At 51.7% G+C, this 18571-nt stretch carries 20 protein-coding genes; 12 read left to right on the forward strand and 8 right to left on the reverse strand.

The genetic code is table 11. The annotated features are described in order from the left end of the window. The first annotated feature begins 30 nt into the window (after positions 1-30). Positions 31-1233, forward strand: a complete 1203-nt coding sequence (dacC, locus tag C2U43_RS08260) for a serine-type D-Ala-D-Ala carboxypeptidase (RefSeq protein ID WP_103285974.1) — start codon at positions 31-33, stop codon at positions 1231-1233. A gap of 45 nt (positions 1234-1278) precedes the next feature. On the opposite strand, the gene deoR is transcribed toward dacC, so the two are convergent. Next, the gene (deoR, locus tag C2U43_RS08265; RefSeq protein WP_103284944.1) at positions 1279-2037 is read right to left on the reverse strand and encodes a DNA-binding transcriptional repressor DeoR; all 759 of its coding nucleotides are present in this window, start codon (positions 2035-2037) and stop codon (positions 1279-1281) included. A gap of 64 nt (positions 2038-2101) precedes the next feature. Beyond that, complete coding sequence (gene ybjG / locus C2U43_RS08270) at positions 2102-2710, reverse strand: undecaprenyl-diphosphate phosphatase (protein ID WP_103284945.1); 609 nt, start codon at positions 2708-2710, stop codon at positions 2102-2104. 297 nt (positions 2711-3007) lie between these two features. Between ybjG and C2U43_RS08275 the strand changes: the two genes are divergently transcribed. Next, entirely contained in the window at positions 3008-4240 is a 1233-nt protein-coding gene (locus C2U43_RS08275) for an MFS transporter (protein WP_008784235.1), read from the forward strand. 217 nt (positions 4241-4457) lie between these two features. On the opposite strand, the gene C2U43_RS08280 is transcribed toward C2U43_RS08275, so the two are convergent. The 3 genes from C2U43_RS08280 to C2U43_RS08290 form a co-directional block, all read right to left on the reverse strand. Next, the gene (locus tag C2U43_RS08280; RefSeq protein WP_003831642.1) at positions 4458-4739 is read right to left on the reverse strand and encodes a hypothetical protein; all 282 of its coding nucleotides are present in this window, start codon (positions 4737-4739) and stop codon (positions 4458-4460) included. A gap of 107 nt (positions 4740-4846) precedes the next feature. Then, positions 4847-5662 (reverse strand): Cof-type HAD-IIB family hydrolase, encoded by an 816-nt coding sequence (locus C2U43_RS08285; protein WP_103284946.1) that lies wholly within the window; start codon positions 5660-5662, stop codon positions 4847-4849. Further along, positions 5662-6870: an MFS transporter gene (locus C2U43_RS08290; RefSeq protein WP_008784238.1), complete on the reverse strand. Its 1209-nt coding sequence runs from the start codon at positions 6868-6870 to the stop codon at positions 5662-5664. The genes C2U43_RS08285 and C2U43_RS08290 overlap by 1 nt, the downstream gene beginning before the upstream one ends. An 85-nt stretch (positions 6871-6955) precedes the next feature. On the opposite strand from C2U43_RS08290, the gene C2U43_RS08295 reads away from it, so the two are divergent. Further along, a complete protein-coding gene (locus C2U43_RS08295; protein ID WP_003831648.1) occupies positions 6956-7516 on the forward strand; it encodes a TetR/AcrR family transcriptional regulator in 561 nt (186 codons plus the stop codon). Here the strand turns inward: C2U43_RS08295 and C2U43_RS08300 are convergent. Together C2U43_RS08300 and C2U43_RS08305 are read right to left on the reverse strand one after the other, a co-directional pair. Beyond that, positions 7503-8300, reverse strand: a complete 798-nt coding sequence (locus C2U43_RS08300) for an SDR family NAD(P)-dependent oxidoreductase (RefSeq protein ID WP_103284947.1) — start codon at positions 8298-8300, stop codon at positions 7503-7505. The two genes, C2U43_RS08295 and C2U43_RS08300, sit on opposite strands and share 14 nt — an antisense overlap. Positions 8301-8570: 270 nt before the next feature. After that, a complete protein-coding gene (locus C2U43_RS08305) occupies positions 8571-10256 on the reverse strand; it encodes an aspartate:alanine antiporter (protein WP_003831652.1) in 1686 nt (561 codons plus the stop codon). Between the two features lie 269 nt (positions 10257-10525). Between C2U43_RS08305 and C2U43_RS08310 the strand changes: the two genes are divergently transcribed. Continuing rightward, a complete protein-coding gene (locus C2U43_RS08310) occupies positions 10526-10906 on the forward strand; it encodes an inner membrane protein YbjM (protein WP_003035356.1) in 381 nt (126 codons plus the stop codon). 34 nt (positions 10907-10940) lie between these two features. On the opposite strand, the gene C2U43_RS08315 is transcribed toward C2U43_RS08310, so the two are convergent. Then, complete coding sequence (locus C2U43_RS08315) at positions 10941-11204, reverse strand: GrxA family glutaredoxin (RefSeq protein ID WP_003035358.1); 264 nt, start codon at positions 11202-11204, stop codon at positions 10941-10943. A gap of 172 nt (positions 11205-11376) precedes the next feature. Here C2U43_RS08315 and C2U43_RS08320 point away from each other — a divergent pair, with 172 nt between their 5' ends. The 8 genes from C2U43_RS08320 to potI all read left to right on the forward strand — a co-directional run bounded on the left by C2U43_RS08320 (position 11377) and on the right by potI (position 18525). Beyond that, the gene (locus C2U43_RS08320) at positions 11377-11667 is read left to right on the forward strand and encodes a DUF1418 family protein (protein WP_008784242.1); all 291 of its coding nucleotides are present in this window, start codon (positions 11377-11379) and stop codon (positions 11665-11667) included. Continuing rightward, the gene (gene nfsA, locus C2U43_RS08325) at positions 11651-12373 is read left to right on the forward strand and encodes a nitroreductase NfsA (RefSeq protein WP_008784243.1); all 723 of its coding nucleotides are present in this window, start codon (positions 11651-11653) and stop codon (positions 12371-12373) included. The genes C2U43_RS08320 and nfsA overlap by 17 nt, the downstream gene beginning before the upstream one ends. Positions 12374-12432: 59 nt before the next feature. Continuing rightward, positions 12433-13335 carry a 30S ribosomal protein S6--L-glutamate ligase gene (rimK, locus tag C2U43_RS08330; RefSeq protein WP_003831660.1) on the forward strand — a complete coding sequence of 301 codons (903 nt, stop codon included), beginning with the start codon at positions 12433-12435 and terminating at the stop codon, positions 13333-13335. Positions 13336-13425: 90 nt separating this feature from the next. After that, a complete protein-coding gene (locus C2U43_RS08335) occupies positions 13426-13902 on the forward strand; it encodes a YbjN domain-containing protein (RefSeq protein ID WP_103284948.1) in 477 nt (158 codons plus the stop codon). 433 nt (positions 13903-14335) lie between these two features. After that, a complete protein-coding gene (potF, locus tag C2U43_RS08340) occupies positions 14336-15448 on the forward strand; it encodes a spermidine/putrescine ABC transporter substrate-binding protein PotF (RefSeq protein ID WP_003831664.1) in 1113 nt (370 codons plus the stop codon). A gap of 138 nt (positions 15449-15586) precedes the next feature. Continuing rightward, a complete protein-coding gene (gene potG, locus C2U43_RS08345; protein WP_003831665.1) occupies positions 15587-16720 on the forward strand; it encodes a putrescine ABC transporter ATP-binding subunit PotG in 1134 nt (377 codons plus the stop codon). A gap of 9 nt (positions 16721-16729) precedes the next feature. Further along, the gene (potH, locus tag C2U43_RS08350) at positions 16730-17683 is read left to right on the forward strand and encodes a putrescine ABC transporter permease PotH (RefSeq protein ID WP_003831667.1); all 954 of its coding nucleotides are present in this window, start codon (positions 16730-16732) and stop codon (positions 17681-17683) included. Next, a complete protein-coding gene (gene potI / locus C2U43_RS08355) occupies positions 17680-18525 on the forward strand; it encodes a putrescine ABC transporter permease PotI (RefSeq protein WP_008784246.1) in 846 nt (281 codons plus the stop codon). The genes potH and potI overlap by 4 nt, the downstream gene beginning before the upstream one ends. The last annotated feature ends 46 nt before the right edge of the window (positions 18526-18571 follow it).

The raw sequence follows: 18571 nt of genomic DNA on the forward strand, positions 1-18571 counted from the left end.
TTTTTTGGAATGGATACTCGGGTGGCATTTATGACGCAATACTTCTCTTCACTTCGCAGCTTTGCTGCAGGTTCTGCACTCTTAATCCTTTTGGCGCCGACCGTACAGGCGGCGGAGCAACCGACGGCCCCGCCGAGCGTGGACGCGCGCGCGTGGATTCTGATGGATTACGCCAGTGGTAAGGTGCTGGCGGAAGGTAATGCTGATGAGAAACTGGATCCTGCCAGTCTGACCAAAATCATGACCAGCTATGTGGTTGGGCAGGCGCTGAAGGCCGGAAAAATTAACCTCAACGACATGGTCACCGTGGGCAAAGACGCCTGGGCGACCGGTAATCCAGCCCTGCGCGGTTCGTCGGTCATGTTCCTCAAGCCCGGCGATCAGGTTGCGGTGTCCGATCTGAATAAAGGCGTTATCATTCAGTCAGGTAACGATGCCTGTATTGCACTCGCTGATTACGTTGCCGGCAGTCAGGAATCTTTTATTGGTCTGATGAACGGCTATGCGAAAAAACTGGGGCTGACCAACACGACTTTCCAGACGGTACACGGCCTGGATGCGGCAGGACAGTTCAGTACCGCACGTGATATGGCGTTGCTCGGGAAGGCGTTAATCCACGATGTGCCGGAAGAGTACGCTATTCACAAAGAGAAAGAATTTACCTTCAATAAAATCCGCCAGCCGAACCGCAACCGTCTGTTGTGGAGCACCAACCTGAACGTGGACGGTATGAAAACCGGGACCACTGCCGGGGCGGGATACAACCTGGTGGCCTCCGCGACCCAGGGCGATATGCGCCTGATCTCCGTGGTGCTGGGAGCAAAAACCGACCGCATTCGTTTCAATGAGTCAGAAAAACTGCTGACCTGGGGCTTCCGTTTCTTTGAAACCGTTACGCCGATCAAGCCGGATGCGACTTTCGTCACCCAGCGCGTCTGGTTTGGCGATAAGAGTGAAGTGAATTTGGGCGCCGGAGAAGGGGGGTCTGTGACCATTCCGCGTGGCCAGCTCAAAAACCTGAAGGCCAGCTTTGCCCTGACTGAACCACAGCTAACTGCACCGCTGAAGAAAGGTCAGGTTGTGGGCACTATCGACTTCCAGTTGAACGGGAAATCCATTGAGCAGCGTCCGTTGATGGTGATGGAAGATGTGGAAGAGGGTGGTTTCTTTAGCCGCATGTGGGACTTTGTGATGATGAAATTCCACCAGTGGTTTGGTGGTTGGTTCTCGTAATCTTATTTATTGCCGGATGGCGCAATCGCCGTCCGGCAGTATCTGTTAGTACTTCAGCGTGATACGTTGCGCTTTAGCGTACTCAACAAACTCATCGTCAGGGCGGTTATCACTGATGATGGTATCAAAGCGTTTCAAGTCCCCCATCCTCGCAGGTCGCACCTTGCCAAACTTGCTGTGATCGACCACCAAAACGTGATGCTGCGCCATCGACATCGCCCAGTGCTTCACCGGCAGTTCTTCCAGATTAAAACAGGTCGCGCCTTTTTCGATGTGAACACCTGCTGCGGAATAAAAGGCGATATCCGGACAGAGGTTGTTCAGCGTTTCCTGGAAATCGAGCGGTTTAAAAATCGCGTTACTGGCATGGAATTCACCACCACACAGAATGACGCGGCACTGCGGTTTTTCCTGCAGCACCAGAAACGTATTCAACGAGTAGCAGATTGCAGTGAAGGGCAGTTCATTGTCGATCGCTTCAATGATCCACGGCGTGGTCGTACCGCAATCGAAAAAGATGGTCTGATGCGCCTGCACGAGACTCGCCGCCTGCTGGGCAGCGCGACGCTTTTCATCAACCAGACGGGATTTTTGATCGCTGATTAAATAGTGGTTAGCGCTGCGGGGTTCCAGAACAATATAGCCCCCGAGCAGCACGACGGGAGCATCATGATTATTCAGGTCGCGACGAATGGTCATCTCAGATACGCCCAGCAACGTCGCGGCTTCTTTGAGGTGTAATTTATCGCTGCGTTTCAGCGCCTGCAGTAATTGACCAATACGCTCGTCGCGTCGAGTTTCCATAGTTCCTCTGGAGAATAGAATAAGTGCTCAGTTTCGCGCTTAATACTACTCTTTTTACCGCGGGTTAGTCACGTACCCAACCTTTACGGATGGGGAGAGCGAAGCAGGTGCGATAGCACGTCTGCAAGCCGAGGTACAAGCTTGTGCCGAACCGTTGCCAGATCATCTGGGCGCTCAGACAGCCGATCAACCCGGCCAGTAATCCGCCCAGCATATCCATCGGCCAGTGAACGCCAAGGTAAACACGTGACCAGGCAATCGCCACGGCGACAACCATCAGCAGAGCACCCGTCCACAAGCGATGCCAGAACAGGAAGGCCAGAGCAAAGGTAAAGATAACCGTACCGTGGTCGCTCGGGAAAGAGTCATCTGCCGCATGGTGCAGGAAGTTATAACCGATGTGGTTAACGAACGGACGATCGTGGGGGAAAAGATGCCCCATCAGCCAAGAAATCGTCAGACCGACTACCAACGCAATGGCCATTTTGATGACCAACTGGCGCTGGAGCGTAACCTGACCACGAGGCCCCCAAAGCCAGAGCACAACGGCTAACAGCGGCACAATGCTGATCAGATCTTTGGCAATGAAAATGGCGAGCGAAATTGCCCATTGCGCAGAGTCGGGTGTTGCATTGATCAAGTAAAAAAGCGAATTGTTCAGATTTTCCAGCATAACGTCCAGACTCAGTGTAATCGTTAAATAGACCCATTTGGGGAGAGCATAAAATTGCTTTCACGGGATAAAAAGCGGTCTTGTCTTATTTGCCTGTTAAATGACGATTTTTAAGACAATTAATGAGACTTATTGAGCATGATAGCGGTCTCAACTTAAATTAACCTTAAAGCAAAATGTTCTTGAGCAAATGAGTGTAAAAATGTGCGCATTTTGCTTTCAAATCACATAATTCACTATCACCAGTACGGCGCATTTATTACACTTTGCGCGATTTTTCTATAGTTAAGAGATTGCATGCAGAACCGTTTATCTTCAGGCGTCCGTTTGGGGCGTCAGGCATTACTTTTCCCGCTCTGTCTGGTGCTTTACGAATTCTCCACTTATATCGGCAACGATATGATCCAGCCCGGAATGTTGGCGGTGGTGGCGCAATATAACGCCGGATTAGATTGGGTACCTACGTCCATGACCGCCTATCTGGCAGGCGGCATGTTTTTGCAGTGGTTGTTAGGACCGCTGTCGGACCGTATTGGTCGTCGTCCGGTAATGTTAACCGGTGTGATCTGGTTCATCGTTACCTGCCTTGCAACCCTGCTTGCACAGAATATTGAGCAATTTACCTTCCTGCGTTTTTTACAGGGGATAAGCCTGTGCTTTATTGGTGCGGTGGGTTACGCCGCCATTCAGGAATCCTTTGAAGAAGCGGTCTGCATAAAAATTACCGCGCTGATGGCAAACGTGGCGCTGATTGCGCCACTGCTGGGTCCGTTGGTAGGCGCAGCCTGGGTACATGTTCTGCCGTGGGAAGGGATGTTTATCCTGTTTGCTGCTCTGGCGGCCATCTCCTTTTTTGGTCTGCAACGCGCGATGCCGGAAACGGCAACCCGGCTTGGTGAAAAGCTGTCCATTAAAGAGTTGGGCAAGGATTATAAGCTGGTGCTGAGGAACGTGCGCTTCGTTGCAGGCGCACTGGCGTTGGGTTTTGTCAGCCTGCCGTTACTGGCGTGGATTGCGCAGTCCCCGATTATTATCATCAGTGGTGAACATCTCAGCAGCTACGAATATGGTCTGTTGCAGGTGCCGATTTTTGGCGCGTTGATTGCTGGTAACCTGGTGCTGGCGCGTCTGACTTCGCGAAAAACCGTGCGTTCGCTCATTATCATGGGCGGCTGGCCAATCGCCGTTGGCCTGATTATTGCCGCTGCGGCCACGGTGGTGTCATCCCATGCATATCTATGGATGACGGCGGGTTTGAGTATCTATGCGTTTGGCATTGGTGTGGCGAATGCGGGGCTGGTGCGCCTGACGCTGTTTGCCAGCGAAATGAGTAAGGGTACTGTTTCTGCCGCAATGGGTATGTTGCAGATGCTGATTTTTACCGTCGGTATTGAGTTGAGCAAACACGCGTATCTGCTTGGAGGGAACGGCTTGTTCAGCCTGTTCAATCTGGCAAGCGGCGTACTGTGGCTGATTCTGATGGTTATCTTCCTGAAAGATAAACGGGTAGGGAATTCCCGGGAAGGTTAAGGTCCGGATTTCCGCAATCCAGCGCAGATAAGCATAATGACGCCGATAAATTCATCATTATGTTGATAATAGAATCACGCTGTAGGCCGGATAAGCGAAGCGCCATCCGGCGGCCTGTAGCAAATTGCCGGATGGCGGCGTAAACGCCTTATCCGGCCTACCGCTCACCAAAGCTCTTAACTGACCAGTATTACGGTTGTCTGGGCCTGGCGACAACTTAGTGGTGGTCGTCAATCTGATGTTCGATAACCATCCCTTCACCGACGCTTGCCACATGTCGCGCATAAGGATGTGCGCGATAGACAGGGGCCGGAGCAGGCGCTGGAGCAACATATACCGTTTGTGGTGCGGTCGTTACGCTGACCGCCTGCGGGACGCTGACGGAAGAGGGCACTACCACCACTTTATAACCGCTGGGGACATCAACGGTAACGCTCTGTGCAAATGTGGTCCCCGCAAAGCCCAGCAACAATGTCGCCATTAGTACACTTTTCTTCATGATCCGCTCGCCTGAAATATTCACTGGAAGTAATAATCCAGCGGGTTAATTTGAGGCGGATTATGAATAGATCATGCCATCATTTTGTTGCCGTCTGTGCTGAGCCGTTAATGCGTAAACGGTGCTTCATTCCTTAACACGCGGTCGATAATATCCAGAACGCCCTCTTCGTTGTTCGAGCCTGCGCGATATTTTGCCGCCTCGATCACCGGCTCATGGGCGTTGGCCATTGCAAAACTAAATCCTGCCTGGCGCAGCATCTCAATATCATTTCCGCCATCGCCAAATACAACAACTTCATTGTCGTTAATATTCCAGCGTTGTTGCAGCAGGCGCAGACCGTTAGCTTTATGCACGCCGGGAATTATTAAGTCGATGCTGCCGTAGCCGGTATGCACTGGTACCATAATATCGCCAATCGACTCGTGGAGATCGGCCTGTACCTGTGGAATTCGGTCGTCGGAAATATTCAGCCCGAACTTGAAGAAAACGTCGTTGAGGTTGTCAAAATCATCTACAAATTCAAGACGATGATAATACATGGCGGAAACGTTCTTATGCTCATCGCTGTACTGTTTCAACGTATAGTCGCTGTTTTTACCACAGGCAATAATGTCGATATCGGCGCGGGTCAGCAGATGCTCTACGATGGCATGGAAATCGTCTTTAGCCAGTTCGCCGTTAAAGACATCTTCTCCTTCACTGACCACCCAACCACCGTTTTCGGCGACAAATGAGATTTCATTGGCCAGTTCGGGGAAAAAGGAAATCAACTGATAATATTGGTTGCCGCTGGCGACTACAAAGCGGATCCCTTGTTCTTTCATCTGGCGATATTGCGCCATAAAGCGCTCACGGTTATAGGTTTTTTGGTCGCTTAAAAATGTGCCGTCCATGTCGACCGCAATTAATTTGATACTCATTAGCTGTTCTCCATCACCGTAGTATTTTTGAGATCCGGTTTCGCTACCGCTTTCGCGACGACGGCGGCGACAAGCACCAGCGCCAGCACCACCAACATAGCGCTGCGCAGGCCATAGTGTTCACCCAGATAGCCCAGAAGCGGCGGTCCAACAAGGAACGCCAGGTAACCGGTGGTCGCCACGACGCTGACGCGGGTTGGGGCATCGGGGCCGGTGTCGCTGGCGGCTGAAATGGTCAGCGGGAAACCGAGCGATGCGCCGAGTCCCCACAGAATAACGGACACACCGGCCACCCAAGAACTGTCGACAAAAATAATCAGGCTAATCCCGAGAGCGCCCATCAGCGCACTGGCGCGCACCACCGCAACGCGGCTGTAACGGTCGATGAACCAGCCGCCGGTAAATCGCCCAACGGTCATACCCAGCGTGAAACCGGCATAAATCAGCGAGCCTGATGTCGGGCTAAATCCATGTCCGTCCACCATTAACAGTGGAAGCCAGTCGTTGGCGGAACCTTCAGCAAATGCCATCGCCAGCACTACAACGCCGATCAGCAATAGCTGGATATCACGATAAAAAGGCAGTCCTTTTTCACCGGAGTGAGAACCGTCAGCGGCATTTTTGCCCGTGCCGTCAGGAATAGCTTTGATGGCGATGAAAATAGGTGTGATAGCAACCATTGCAGCCAAAAGAATATGCGCGGTAGCCGGGACGCTGAAGGCGGTAAGCATCATTCCAACTCCAGCCCCTGCCAACGTTCCCAGGCTGTAAAAACCGTGCATCATCGGCAGCACGGTTTTGTTCATTTCGCGCTCAACTGCCGCACCTTCGACGTTGATGGCAACTTCTGCCGCGCCAAAGCTGGCGCCAAATACGCTCAGGCCAAACGCGAAAAGCCATGCGGAATGTAGCCAGAGCGCTACGCTGAGGATCGCCATTCCGAGGACTGCACAAGACATGGTGGTGCGAATCACCTTACGCGTGCCAAATCGTTTCACCAGCCAGGCCGAACAAAGTATGCCACTCATCGAACCAATAGAGAGCCCAAACAACACCGCGCCCATTTCGGCAGTGGAGATGGAGAGGATATCTCTGATGGCAGGGGTACGCGTTGCCCAGGAGGCCATTAATAATCCTGGTAAAAAGAAGAACGTGAACAGCGCCCAGGTGCGACGTCTTAAGGCTTTGCGTGATGAGATGCCAGTCATGAATTCGAGCCAAAGAAAAGAGGGAAGGAGACAACATTAGCAAGACTGTGTACATTTGTACACAAATGCAAGAAGAGGAAATGTAGTGCGACGTGCAAACGATCCGCAGCGGCGGGAAAAAATAGTTCAGGCGACTCTGGATGCAGTAATAGCCCATGGTATTCATGGGGTTACACACCGTAAAATCGCTATGATTGCCGAGGTACCACTGGGTTCTATGACCTATTACTTTTCGGGAATCGATGAGCTTTTGATGGAGGCATTTGGCCGTTTTACTGACAGGATGATGCTGCAGTATCAGGACTTTTTTGCCGATGTTAAGGATGCGTCGCAGGCTTGCCATGCCATTACCGATATGATTTACGGCTCTCAGGTCACAACGCCTGATAATATGGAGCTCATGTATCAGCTGTATGCTTTTGCCAGCCGTAAACCAGCGTTGAAAACGGTGATGCAGAACTGGATGCTACGCAGCCAACAAACGCTGGAGCAGTGGTTTGACCCGGTTACGGCGCGGGCGCTGGATGCGTTTATTGAAGGAATGACGCTGCATTTTGTCACGGACAAAAAACCGCTGCAGCGAGAAGATATCTTGCTGATGGTGGAGCGTATTGCAGGGATACCCGCGACAGTCAGCTGTGCGTAGCGCCTCCGGTAATATTCACCACCGTCGCGGTCATGGCGCTGGCATGGTCTGAAGCAAGAAAGGTCATGACCTCAGCGATTTGTGCAAGCGTAGGCAGGCGCGCGAGCATGGTACTTTGCGCCGCACCCCCTAACCATTGATCGACGGTTAAACCCATTGACTGTGCTTTAGCGGAGAAAATTTCTCCGGTATAGGAGCCAGCTGCAACAGCATCCACAATCGCATGCGAGCGCACGCCGACGACCCGGATATTTGCCGGTCCTACCTCGCTGGCGAACGCTTTAATAAAAGCCTCTGTTCCTGCACAACCAACAATATGACCCAGATGACCAGGCATCGCCATCGGGGCCGCGGGGGCAACAACGCTGAGAATGACGCCCGCACGATTGCCGCCCATGTGCGGCGTTACGGCTTTTGCGATATTGAACTGCGCCGAGAGGAAAGGGGTTATACCGCTCATAAACTCAGAGAGGGATAATGCGTCAAGGCGTTTGCCCTGTTCGTGCATAAATCCCGTTGCGTTAACCACCACATCTATTCCACCGGTTTGCTCTACAAGGCGGGTAACTTCCTTCGATGCGTTGTGCTCGTCGAGTACATCGGTGATAAAGGTTTCGACTGTACCACCTGCCGTTCGGATAATACTGGCCGTCCGATCAAGTTTTTCCTGGCTGCGAGCACCCAGACACACATGGGCTCCTTCGCGCGCCATGGCCTGCGCAACCGCACTACCAATAGCCCCGCTGCCACCAAAAATTACTGCGACTTTGCCAGTAAGCAACATGACTAACCCCCATCCCCGATAAAGCACCGTTTTAAAGTATGTGCCATAACCGGCATGCTGCAAATTTGGGAGGAGTTTCAGAGGTGGAAGGCGATGAACGCAAATTTCAGGCAACAAAAAACCCATCAACCTTGAACCAAAACGGCGGGGTTGATGGGCTCCACAAATTGGGGACATCAAAGAAAAGCAGTGGCAATAGTTATGACTGACGCCTTGAAGAAAAGTTCTGCTTACCTGCAAAAATTTTTCAATTAAGGGAAAATTTCAGCGCTAACCAAGGCCAGGCCAGACAATGACGATGAGTGTCCCCGCTAATGTCAGCAGAACGTTGGCAATCGCGTAGGTCCCTGCATAACCTAACGCAGGGATGTTGCTGCGTGCGGTGTCGCTGATGATTTCCATTGCCGGAGCACAGGTACGTGCGCCCATCATGGCACCAAACAGCAGGGCACGGTTCATGCGCAATACGTAAGCACCAAACAAGAAACAGATGACAACCGGAACCAGGCTGACTACCAGACCGGCAATCAACATTTGACCGCCGACGGCACCCAGGCCATTACCAATGCCACTGCCTGCGCTTAAACCGACGCCTGCCATGAATACCATCAGGCCAAACTCTTTCACCATATTTAGCGCACCCTGTGGGATATAGCCAAATGTGGGGTGGTTGGCTCGCAGGAAGCCCAGCATGATCCCGGCGAACAGCAGTCCAGCCGCATTCCCAATGCCGAAGCTGAAATTACTGAACTGGAAGGTGATCATCCCGATCATCAGACCGATGATAAAGAAGGCGCAGAAGGCCAGCAGATCGGTCACCTGACTGTGAATTGAAATGAAGCCGATACGATCGGCAATGGTTTTCACGCGACGAGCATCACCGCTGACCTGCAACACGTCGCCTTTATTGAGTACGACGTTGTCATCGATAGGCATTTCAATTTGGCTGCGGATCACGCGGTTGAGGAAACAACCATGGTCGGTTAGTTTCAACTGGGCCAGGCGACGACCAACGGCATTGTGGTTTTTCACCACAATTTCTTCAGTGACGATGCGCATATCGAGCAGATCGCGATCGAACACCTCTTTACCGTTACGGAAGCTGGGATCGAGGCGAGCATGGGCGTCCGGATAACCCACCAGGGCTATCTCATCGCCCATTTGCAACACCGCGTCACCATCCGGGTTGGCCAGAATGCCGTTGCGACGGATGCGTTCAATGTAACAACCGGTCTGGCGATAAATACCGAGTTCGCGCAGATTTTTACCATCGGCCCATGCCACCAGTTCAGGGCCAACGCGATAGGCGCGGATCACCGGGAGGTACACTTTACGATTGGCGTCGGTGTCCAGACCTCGTTCACGCGCGATTTGTTGGGCGCTGGTTTGCAGGTCCTGATGCTGGAGTTTCGGCAAATAGCGCGCACCAACAATCAGGCTGACCAGACCAATCAAATAGGTGAGGGCGTAACCCAGGCTCAGGTTATCGAGAGCGCTTGAAAGTTGTGTCCCTGTCATTCCTGAATGGCGCAAGGTATCACCCGCGCCGACCAGCACCGGCGTTGAGGTCATCGAGCCAGCCAGCATACCCGCCGTCAGGCCGATATCCCAGCCAAATAGCTTACCCAGCCCCAGCGCGATCAGCATTGCGCTACCGACCATCACCAGGGCAAGCATTAGATAATTTTTCCCATCGCGAAAAAAAATCGAAAAAAAGTTGGGACCGGCTTCGACGCCGACGCAAAAAATAAACAGCATAAAGCCGAGATTTAATGCATCGGTGTTAATACTAAAGTGCTGCTGACCTAATAATAGGGAGACCACTAAAACGCCAATGGAATTACCGAGTTGGACTGAACCCAGACGTAATTTGCCCAGACACAGGCCCAGAGCCAGGACCACAAATAATAACAGGATGTAATTCCCATTTAACAAATCTGCGACGTTTATATTCACGGAGACTAACTTCTTGTTTACTAGTAAGCTATTGAAAGAAATGGCAATTTACGCTAATGTTTTTGCCAGAAATTAAGGGGCGATAGCATCGTACACAGCCCCGAATAATGCAGCATAACAATATATGCGGTTAGTTTAATCTCATTACGTATCAACGGCTATAAGAATCGTGTGGGTGTGTTTTTGGCATGGAATGCCGAGTTACTTTATCTGACTGGACGCCTGCGGGCGAAAAGAGTGTTCGATAGAGAATGTGTCAGGAGGAACGATTGAAACATAAGCAAAGTTGGGCGAGTGCGGTCTGCTGCTTTGTGCTGTTTATTGTGGTGTGTCTTTCATTAACGCTGAACGTGAAAGGGGCATTCAGAGCGGCAGGGCATCCTGAGGTCGGATTGTTGTTTTTTATCTTACCGGGTGCTGCAGCAAGCTTCTTTTCCCATCGACGGGAAGTGCTCAAACCCCTGCTTGGTGCAATGTTGGCGGCGCCGTGCTGCCTGTTACTGATGCGGTTCGTTTTTATGCCGACGCGTTCATTGTGGCAAGAGCTGGCGTGGTTGTTTAGTGCGGTGTTTTGGTGCGCGCTTGGCGCATTATGTTTTTTATTTATCAGTAGCTTATTCAATCAGCATCAACGGCGGAAAAAGAACTGATGACGCCCTCAAGGTGAGGGCGTAGAAACCGCTATCAGGCGAACAGATTCATGTTCTCTTTTGCCCAAGCTTCAAAATCCGTGCAGCCGCCGATGTGTTTTTGATCGACAAAAATCTGCGGAACGGTTTCAACTGGCTTACCTACCGTCTTTTCCAGATCTGCTTTGGTAATTCCTTCAGCATGGATATCAATGTAGCGGAAGTTAAAATCGTCATGCTCACTGCTTAATTTTTCTGCTAATTCTTTTGCGCGCACGCAATACGGGCACCCTGGGCGACCAAAAATAACGGCAAACATCTCTTTCTCCTCGAACTTATCAGGCCGGATGGCAATACTTGTTATGATGCCGCGATTTGTGACGGATGGAAAGCAGGTTCAGCCTGTTGCTTTGATATCCTCAAGCTATATCTGTTAAACACGGCAAGCCGGAACGTTTTATAATGGAAGCCATTTCGCCGGGAGGCCGCGTATGCGCACAATTGGTGTATTACCCAAAAGCGTATTGATGCTGGAAATAATTGGGATGGTTTTGTTATCGCTGGCGCTGCTATCGCTTAACGATTACCTCACCTTGCCCGCACCGCTTAACAGCCCGTTAGCCTGCGTGGTGATGATATTTCTGGGCGTACTGCTGATGCTCCCTGCTGCGGTGGCGTTGATGTGGCGTGTTGCTCAACTGCTGGCACCGCAACTGATGTCTCGCGCACCCGGTGATTCAACTGATTCAGACAGAGACAAAAGAGATGACTCCAACCATTGATTTACTCCGCAGCCACCGTTCTATTCGCCATTTTACTGATGATGCCATTTCGGATGCACAGCGTGAGGCGATTATTGCCGCCGCTCAGGGAACGTCAAGCTCCAGTTTTCTACAGTGCACGACGATCGTTCGCATAACGGATAAATCCCTGCGTGAATCGCTGGCTACCTTATCTGGCGGCCAAAAGCATGTGGCACAGGCCGCTGAGTTCTGGGTGTTTTGCGCTGATTTTAACCGTCATTTGCAGATTTGCCCTGATGCGCAGCTTGGGCTGGCGGAACAACTGCTGCTTGGCGTGGTTGATACTGCAATGATGGCGCAAAATGCGTTGACGGCGGCAGAGTCGCTGGGACTTGGCGGCGTGTTTATTGGCGGTTTGCGTAACAATATTGAGCCGGTCACCGAACTGCTGAAGCTTCCGCAACATGTTCTGCCGCTCTTTGGATTGTGCCTCGGCTGGCCTGCGGATAACCCGGATATCAAGCCGCGCCTGCCCGCATCGCTTGTGGTGCATGAAAACCAATACCAGCCACTCAACAGTGATGTGTTGGCGCAATATGATGAGCAGCTCGCGCAGTACTATCTGACCCGAGGCAGCAATACCCGCCGCGACACCTGGAGCGATCATATTCGCCGTACCATCATTAAAGAAAGTCGCCCCTTTATCCTGGAATATTTGCATAAACAGGGATGGGCTACGCGCTAAAGATTTTAACCCAGTGTATGATACGCCAGCTTTTACCAGGTCATTCAGAGAGGTGCAGGGTGAAAATTGCCATTTTGTCCCGGGACGGAACGCTCTATTCTTGTAAACGCCTGCGTGAAGCGGCGATGCAGCGCGGTCACCTGGTTGAAGTTATCGATCCCCTTTCTTGCTATATGAACATCAGCCCGGCGGCATCCTCTATTCATTACAAGGGCCGTCAGCTTCCTCATTTCGATGCGGTGATCCCGCGGATTGGTTCCGCGATTACCTTTTATGGGACGGCGGCGCTGCGCCAGTTTGAGATGCTGGGTAGCTATCCGTTGAATGAATCAGTAGCGATTACGCGAGCGCGCGATAAGCTGCGTTCGCTACAGCTGCTGGCGCGTCAGGGAATTGATTTACCCATTACCGGAATTGCTCACTCTCCGGACGATACCAGCGACATGATTGACATGGTTGGCGGTGCGCCGTTGGTGGTGAAACTGGTTGAAGGCACCCAGGGTATTGGCGTGGTGCTGGCGGAAACGCGGCAGGCTGCAGAAAGCGTGGTAGATGCCTTTCGTGGGGTGAATGCCCATATCCTGGTTCAGGAATATATCAAAGAAGCGAAGGGTCGCGATATCCGCTGTTTCGTGGTGGGCGATGAAGTAGTGGCCGCCATTGAACGACGGGCTAAAGAGGGCGATTTTCGTTCTAATCTCCATCGCGGTGGGGTGGCGACTATTGCGAGTATCACGCCGCGCGAAAGAGAAATTGCGCTCAAAGCCGCCCGGACGATGGGCCTGGACGTTGCAGGCGTTGATATTCTGCGTGCTGATCGAGGGCCACTGGTCATGGAGGTCAACGCGTCTCCGGGGCTGGAAGGCGTGGAGAAAACCACCGGAATAGACATTGCCGCGAAAATGATCCAGTGGATCGAGCGCCATGCTACTCCTGAATTTTGTCTTAAAATCGGCGGCTAAGCGCAATATCGATTGCGATCGTGGTATGACACGCTCTTTTTGCGTAAGCTGTGCCGGTATTTTTTTCATCAATAGAGGTCGCACATTATTATGACATCACTGGTCGTTCCCACTCTGGATACGTTGCGTCAATGGCTCGACGACCTGGGCATGAGTTTTTTTGAATGCGATACCTGTCAGGCGCTGCACTTGCCACACATGCAGAATTTTGACGGCATCTTTGATGCAAAAGTTGATTTGGTCGATAACGTCATTCTGTTTTCTGCGATGGCGGAAGTCAGACCTTCTGCATTGCTGCCACTGGCAGCCGATCTGTCTGCGATCAATGCCAGTTCACTGACGGTGAAAGCGTTTCTGGATATGCAGGATGATAATCTGCCAAAGCTGGTGGTTTGCCAGTCTTTATCCGTTACGCCGGGCGTAACCTTTGAGCAGTTTGAATGTTTTGTTCGCCAGAGCGAAGAGCAAATATCGATGGTGATCCTCGAAGCCGGAGCGCATCAGCTGTTATTTAATGCTGAAGATGATGCGCAAAACAGTACCGCTGAAATTCATTTCCTCCATTAATTCTTCCTGAATCTGGACATATATTGCGCAGCCGCTGCCAGAGCGGTTGCGTATTGCCTGTTTTTATTCTGCATTTAACCTTTCATTAAAGAATTATTCACCTCGATTCAGCGCCTTCCGCTTTATGTCATAGACAATTCCTGCATAAAAAATTGATAAAAGACGTTTTTTAATCTGGGCTATATCCACAATTCCTGGCTAAAGTTATTCTTGCGAAGCTTACCAACGTCATCATTTAAACAGCCCCTTGTGACCTGACCTGTGGCCACAATGTGTGTTGAATGCATAGGCGGATGCCAGCGAGCAACAGCGGCATGAGGAGAGGTCTCTCTTTTCATCGGTGCCGCATGAAAGAATATGCACGTTTCTTGCATATCATTAGAGTGTGACATTTTTGTTCGTTTGTTAACGAACTTTCAGAAGGAAAGAGATTATGACCGCCTTAAATAAAAAATGGTTATCAGGCCTGGTTGCGGGTGCTCTGATGGCCATCTCTGCCGGCACGCTCGCTGCTGAACAAAAAACGCTGCATATATATAACTGGTCTGATTATATTGCCCCGGACACGGTGGCTAATTTTGAAAAAGAGACCGGAATTAAAGTTATCTATGACGTATTTGATTCCAATGAAGTACTGGAAGGTAAGCTCATGGCTGGCAGTACCGGCTTTGACCTTGTCGTTCCTTCTGCCAGCTTCCTTGAGCGTCAACTGACTGCGGGCGTATTCCAGCCGCTTGATAAGAGCAAATTGCCGGGCTGGAAAAATCTTGATCCTGAACTGCTGAAGTTGGTGGGTAAACACGATCCGGACAACAAGTTCGCGATGCCGTATATGTGGGCTACGACCGGTATTGGTTATAACGTGGATAAAGTCAAAGCGGTGCTGGGGCCAGATGCGCCGGTTAACAGCTGGGATTTAATCCTCAAACCGGAAAATCTGGAAAAACTCAAAAGCTGCGGCGTCTCTTTCCTCGATGCGCCCGAAGAGGTGTTTGCCACGGTGCTGAACTATTTGGGTAAAGACCCAAACAGTACCAAAGCGGATGATTACACCGGACCGGCAACCGATCTGCTGTTGAAGCTGCGCCCAAATATTCGCTACTTCCACTCCTCGCAATATATTAACGACCTGGCAAACGGTGATACCTGCGTCGCGATTGGCTGGGCAGGGGACGTATGGCAAGCGGCAAACCGTGCGAAAGAAGCGAAAAATGGCGTCAATATCTCCTTCTCAATTCCTAAAGAAGGTGCAATGGCGTTCTTTGACGTATTCGCGATGCCTGCCGATGCGAAAAACAAAGATGAAGCCTATCAGTTCCTCAATTACCTGCTGCGCCCTGATGTGATTGCGCATATCTCCGACCACGTGTTTTATGCCAATGCCAACAAAGAAGCGACGGCTCTGGTCAGCCCTGAAGTTCGTGACAACCCGGGTATCTACCCGCCTGCGGATGTTCGCGCCAAGCTGTTCACACTGAAAGTACAGGATCCGAAGATCGATCGTGTACGTACCCGCGCATGGACGAAGGTAAAAAGCGGGAAATAAACCGATGTTTGGGACATGACCCGGCAGGATTTTTGCCTGCCGGGCAGCGTTGAACCCGGACACATATAACCCGGCAATACGCACCGTTATGGTGCGTTATTTGCACCGTTTCTTTGTTTTATGCCGGAGAGCACCTGAGTGAATGATGCAACCCCACGCCCACAAGCGAAAATCCGCAAGGCGCTGACCCCGCTGCTTGAAATTCGCAATCTGACCAAGTCATTTGACGGCCAGCACGCCGTTGATGACGTCAATCTTACTATCTACAAAGGTGAAATATTTGCTCTGCTCGGCGCGTCCGGCTGTGGCAAATCGACTCTGCTGCGCATGTTAGCAGGATTTGAACTGCCGACCACCGGGCAAATCATGCTTGATGGCGTCGATTTAGCGCATGTCCCGCCTTATCTGCGTCCGATTAATATGATGTTTCAGTCCTATGCTCTGTTTCCGCACATGACTGTCGAGCAGAACATTGCCTTTGGCCTCAAGCAGGACAAACTGCCGAAGGCTGAAATCGCCAGTCGGGTGAATGAGATGCTGGGACTCGTGCATATGCAGGAGTTCGCCAAACGCAAGCCGCATCAGCTTTCTGGCGGCCAGCGTCAGCGTGTGGCACTGGCGCGTAGTCTGGCGAAACGGCCAAAACTGCTGCTGCTGGATGAGCCGATGGGAGCGCTGGATAAAAAACTCCGAGACCGCATGCAACTGGAAGTGGTGGATATCCTTGAACGCGTCGGCGTGACCTGCGTGATGGTGACACACGATCAGGAAGAAGCCATGACGATGGCGGGCCGTATTGCGATCATGAACCGTGGCAAATTTGTCCAGATTGGCGAGCCGGAAGAGATCTATGAGCATCCGACTACGCGTTACAGCGCAGAGTTTATCGGTTCGGTAAACGTTTTTGAGGGACTGCTAAAAGAACGCCAGGAAGACGGTCTGGTGATTGAGTCTCCTGGTCTGGTGCATCCGCTGAAAGTGGACGCCGATGCTTCTGTTGTCGATAACGTCCCGGTGTATGTTGCGCTGCGTCCGGAAAAAATCATGCTCTGCGAAGCCCCTCCGCCAGAGGGTTATAACTTCGCTGTAGGCGAAGTGGTGCACATTGCCTATCTGGGGGATTTGTCGGTGTACCACGTACGTTTGAAAAGCGGCCAGATGTTGAGCGCCCAGCTACAAAATGAACATCGTTATCGTAAAGGGTTACCAACCTGGGGTGACGAGGTCCGTTTATGTTGGGATGCGGACAGCTGTGTGGTGTTGACGGTTTAAGGAGCGAAGATGAGTACACTTGAACCTCCGGCACGCGTGGATAAAGCAGGGCGATTCACGCTGTTTATGTCGCGGCTGCAAATGAAGCACGGGCGCAAGCTGGTGATCGCGCTGCCGTATGTGTGGCTGCTGCTCCTGTTTCTGCTGCCTTTTCTGATCGTCTTCAAAATCAGTTTGGCTGAAATGGCGCGCGCTATTCCTCCCTATACGGACCTCGTTTCATGGGCTGACGATCAGCTATCCATCACGCTCAACTTAGCCAACTTCCTGCAGTTAACGGACGATCCGCTCTATTTCGATGCCTACCTGCAATCGTTACAGGTGGCGGGAATTTCGACAATCTGTTGCCTGCTGCTGGGATACCCGCTGGCATGGGCCGTCGCGCACAGTAAACCCTCAACGCGTAATATTCTGCTGTTGCTGGTGATCCTGCCGTCCTGGACCTCGTTTTTAATTCGCGTATATGCCTGGATGGGGATCCTAAAAAACAACGGCGTGCTGAACAACTTCCTGATGTGGTTGGGCGTAATCGACCAACCGTTGACGATTTTGCACACCAATCTGGCGGTCTACATCGGTATTGTTTACGCCTATTTGCCCTTTATGGTGCTGCCGATTTATACCGCGCTGACCCGTATCGATTACTCGCTGGTGGAAGCGGCGCTGGATTTAGGTGCCCGGCCGCTGAAGACCTTCTTTAGCGTGATTGTGCCGTTGACCAAGGGTGGGATTATCGCCGGGTCAATGCTGGTATTTATTCCGGCTGTTGGCGAGTTTGTGATCCCGGAACTGTTGGGCGGACCGGATAGCATCATGATTGGCCGTGTGCTTTGGCAGGAGTTTTTTAATAACCGCGACTGGCCGGTGGCTTCTGCTGTCGCCATTATTATGCTGCTGCTACTGATTGTGCCGATCATGTGGTTCCATAAATATCAGCAAAAAAGCGTGGGGGAACACGGATGAATAACTTACCGGTCGTTCGCTCGCCGTGGCGTATTTTTATCCTGGTAGTGGGCTTTACCTTCCTGTACGCGCCTATGCTGATGTTGGTTATCTATTCGTTTAACAGCTCGAAGCTGGTGACGGTCTGGGCGGGGTGGTCAACACGTTGGTATGGCGAGCTTTTCCACGATAGCGCGATGATAAGCGCCGTCGGCATGAGTTTAACGATTGCTGCGGGTGCTGCGACGATGGCGGCAATCCTTGGCACCATCGCCGCCGTGGTAATGGTGCGCTTTGGTCGTTTTCGTGGTTCGAATGGTTTCGCCTTTATGATCACCGCGCCGCTGGTCATGCCGGATGTCATTACCGGTTTGTCGCTGCTGCTGCTGTTTGTTGCGTTGGCTCACGCCATCGGCTGGCCGGCGGATCGCGGCATGCTGACCATCTGGCTGGCGCACGTCACTTTCTGTACGGCGTACGTAGCAGTGGTGATTTCTTCACGTTTGCGCGAACTGGATCACTCCATTGAGGAAGCTGCGATGGATCTCGGCGCCACGCCGCTGAAGGTCTTTTTCGTCATCACCCTGCCGATGATTATGCCGGCGGTGATTTCCGGTTGGCTATTAGCCTTCACGCTGTCACTCGATGATCTGGTTATTGCCAGCTTTGTCTCTGGTCCTGGCGCCACAACGTTACCGATGTTGGTGTTCTCCAGCGTACGTATGGGGGTAAACCCGGAGATCAACGCCCTGGCGACGCTGATCCTTGGTGTGGTAGGAATTATCGGATTTATCGCGTGGTATCTGATGGCGCGAACAGAAAAACAACGGATCCGCGATATCCAACGTGCAAGACGCGGCTGAAAAAACTAAAATCTGCCAACCTGTCTATACGGCGCAGCTGTGGTGG

Origin of the sequence: Citrobacter freundii complex sp. CFNIH9 (assembly GCF_002903305.1) — a bacterium.
Classification (GTDB): domain Bacteria; phylum Pseudomonadota; class Gammaproteobacteria; order Enterobacterales; family Enterobacteriaceae; genus Citrobacter; species Citrobacter portucalensis.

What these genes read in the sequence shown, in the direction of transcription:
- dacC (WP_103285974.1), top strand. Translation starts at nt 31, where the DNA reads ATGACGCAATACTTCTCTTCACTTCGCAGCTTTGCTGCAGGTTCTGCA.
- deoR (WP_103284944.1), bottom strand. Translation starts at nt 2,037, where the DNA reads ATGGAAACTCGACGCGACGAGCGTATTGGTCAATTACTGCAGGCGCTG.
- ybjG (WP_103284945.1), bottom strand. Translation starts at nt 2,710, where the DNA reads ATGCTGGAAAATCTGAACAATTCGCTTTTTTACTTGATCAATGCAACA.
- C2U43_RS08275 (WP_008784235.1), top strand. Translation starts at nt 3,008, where the DNA reads ATGCAGAACCGTTTATCTTCAGGCGTCCGTTTGGGGCGTCAGGCATTA.
- C2U43_RS08280 (WP_003831642.1), bottom strand. Translation starts at nt 4,739, where the DNA reads ATGAAGAAAAGTGTACTAATGGCGACATTGTTGCTGGGCTTTGCGGGG.
- C2U43_RS08285 (WP_103284946.1), bottom strand. Translation starts at nt 5,662, where the DNA reads ATGAGTATCAAATTAATTGCGGTCGACATGGACGGCACATTTTTAAGC.
- C2U43_RS08290 (WP_008784238.1), bottom strand. Translation starts at nt 6,870, where the DNA reads ATGACTGGCATCTCATCACGCAAAGCCTTAAGACGTCGCACCTGGGCG.
- C2U43_RS08300 (WP_103284947.1), bottom strand. Translation starts at nt 8,300, where the DNA reads ATGTTGCTTACTGGCAAAGTCGCAGTAATTTTTGGTGGCAGCGGGGCT.
- C2U43_RS08315 (WP_003035358.1), bottom strand. Translation starts at nt 11,204, where the DNA reads ATGTTTGCCGTTATTTTTGGTCGCCCAGGGTGCCCGTATTGCGTGCGC.
- C2U43_RS08320 (WP_008784242.1), top strand. Translation starts at nt 11,377, where the DNA reads ATGCGCACAATTGGTGTATTACCCAAAAGCGTATTGATGCTGGAAATA.
- nfsA (WP_008784243.1), top strand. Translation starts at nt 11,651, where the DNA reads ATGACTCCAACCATTGATTTACTCCGCAGCCACCGTTCTATTCGCCAT.
- C2U43_RS08335 (WP_103284948.1), top strand. Translation starts at nt 13,426, where the DNA reads ATGACATCACTGGTCGTTCCCACTCTGGATACGTTGCGTCAATGGCTC.
- potF (WP_003831664.1), top strand. Translation starts at nt 14,336, where the DNA reads ATGACCGCCTTAAATAAAAAATGGTTATCAGGCCTGGTTGCGGGTGCT.
- potH (WP_003831667.1), top strand. Translation starts at nt 16,730, where the DNA reads ATGAGTACACTTGAACCTCCGGCACGCGTGGATAAAGCAGGGCGATTC.
- potI (WP_008784246.1), top strand. Translation starts at nt 17,680, where the DNA reads ATGAATAACTTACCGGTCGTTCGCTCGCCGTGGCGTATTTTTATCCTG.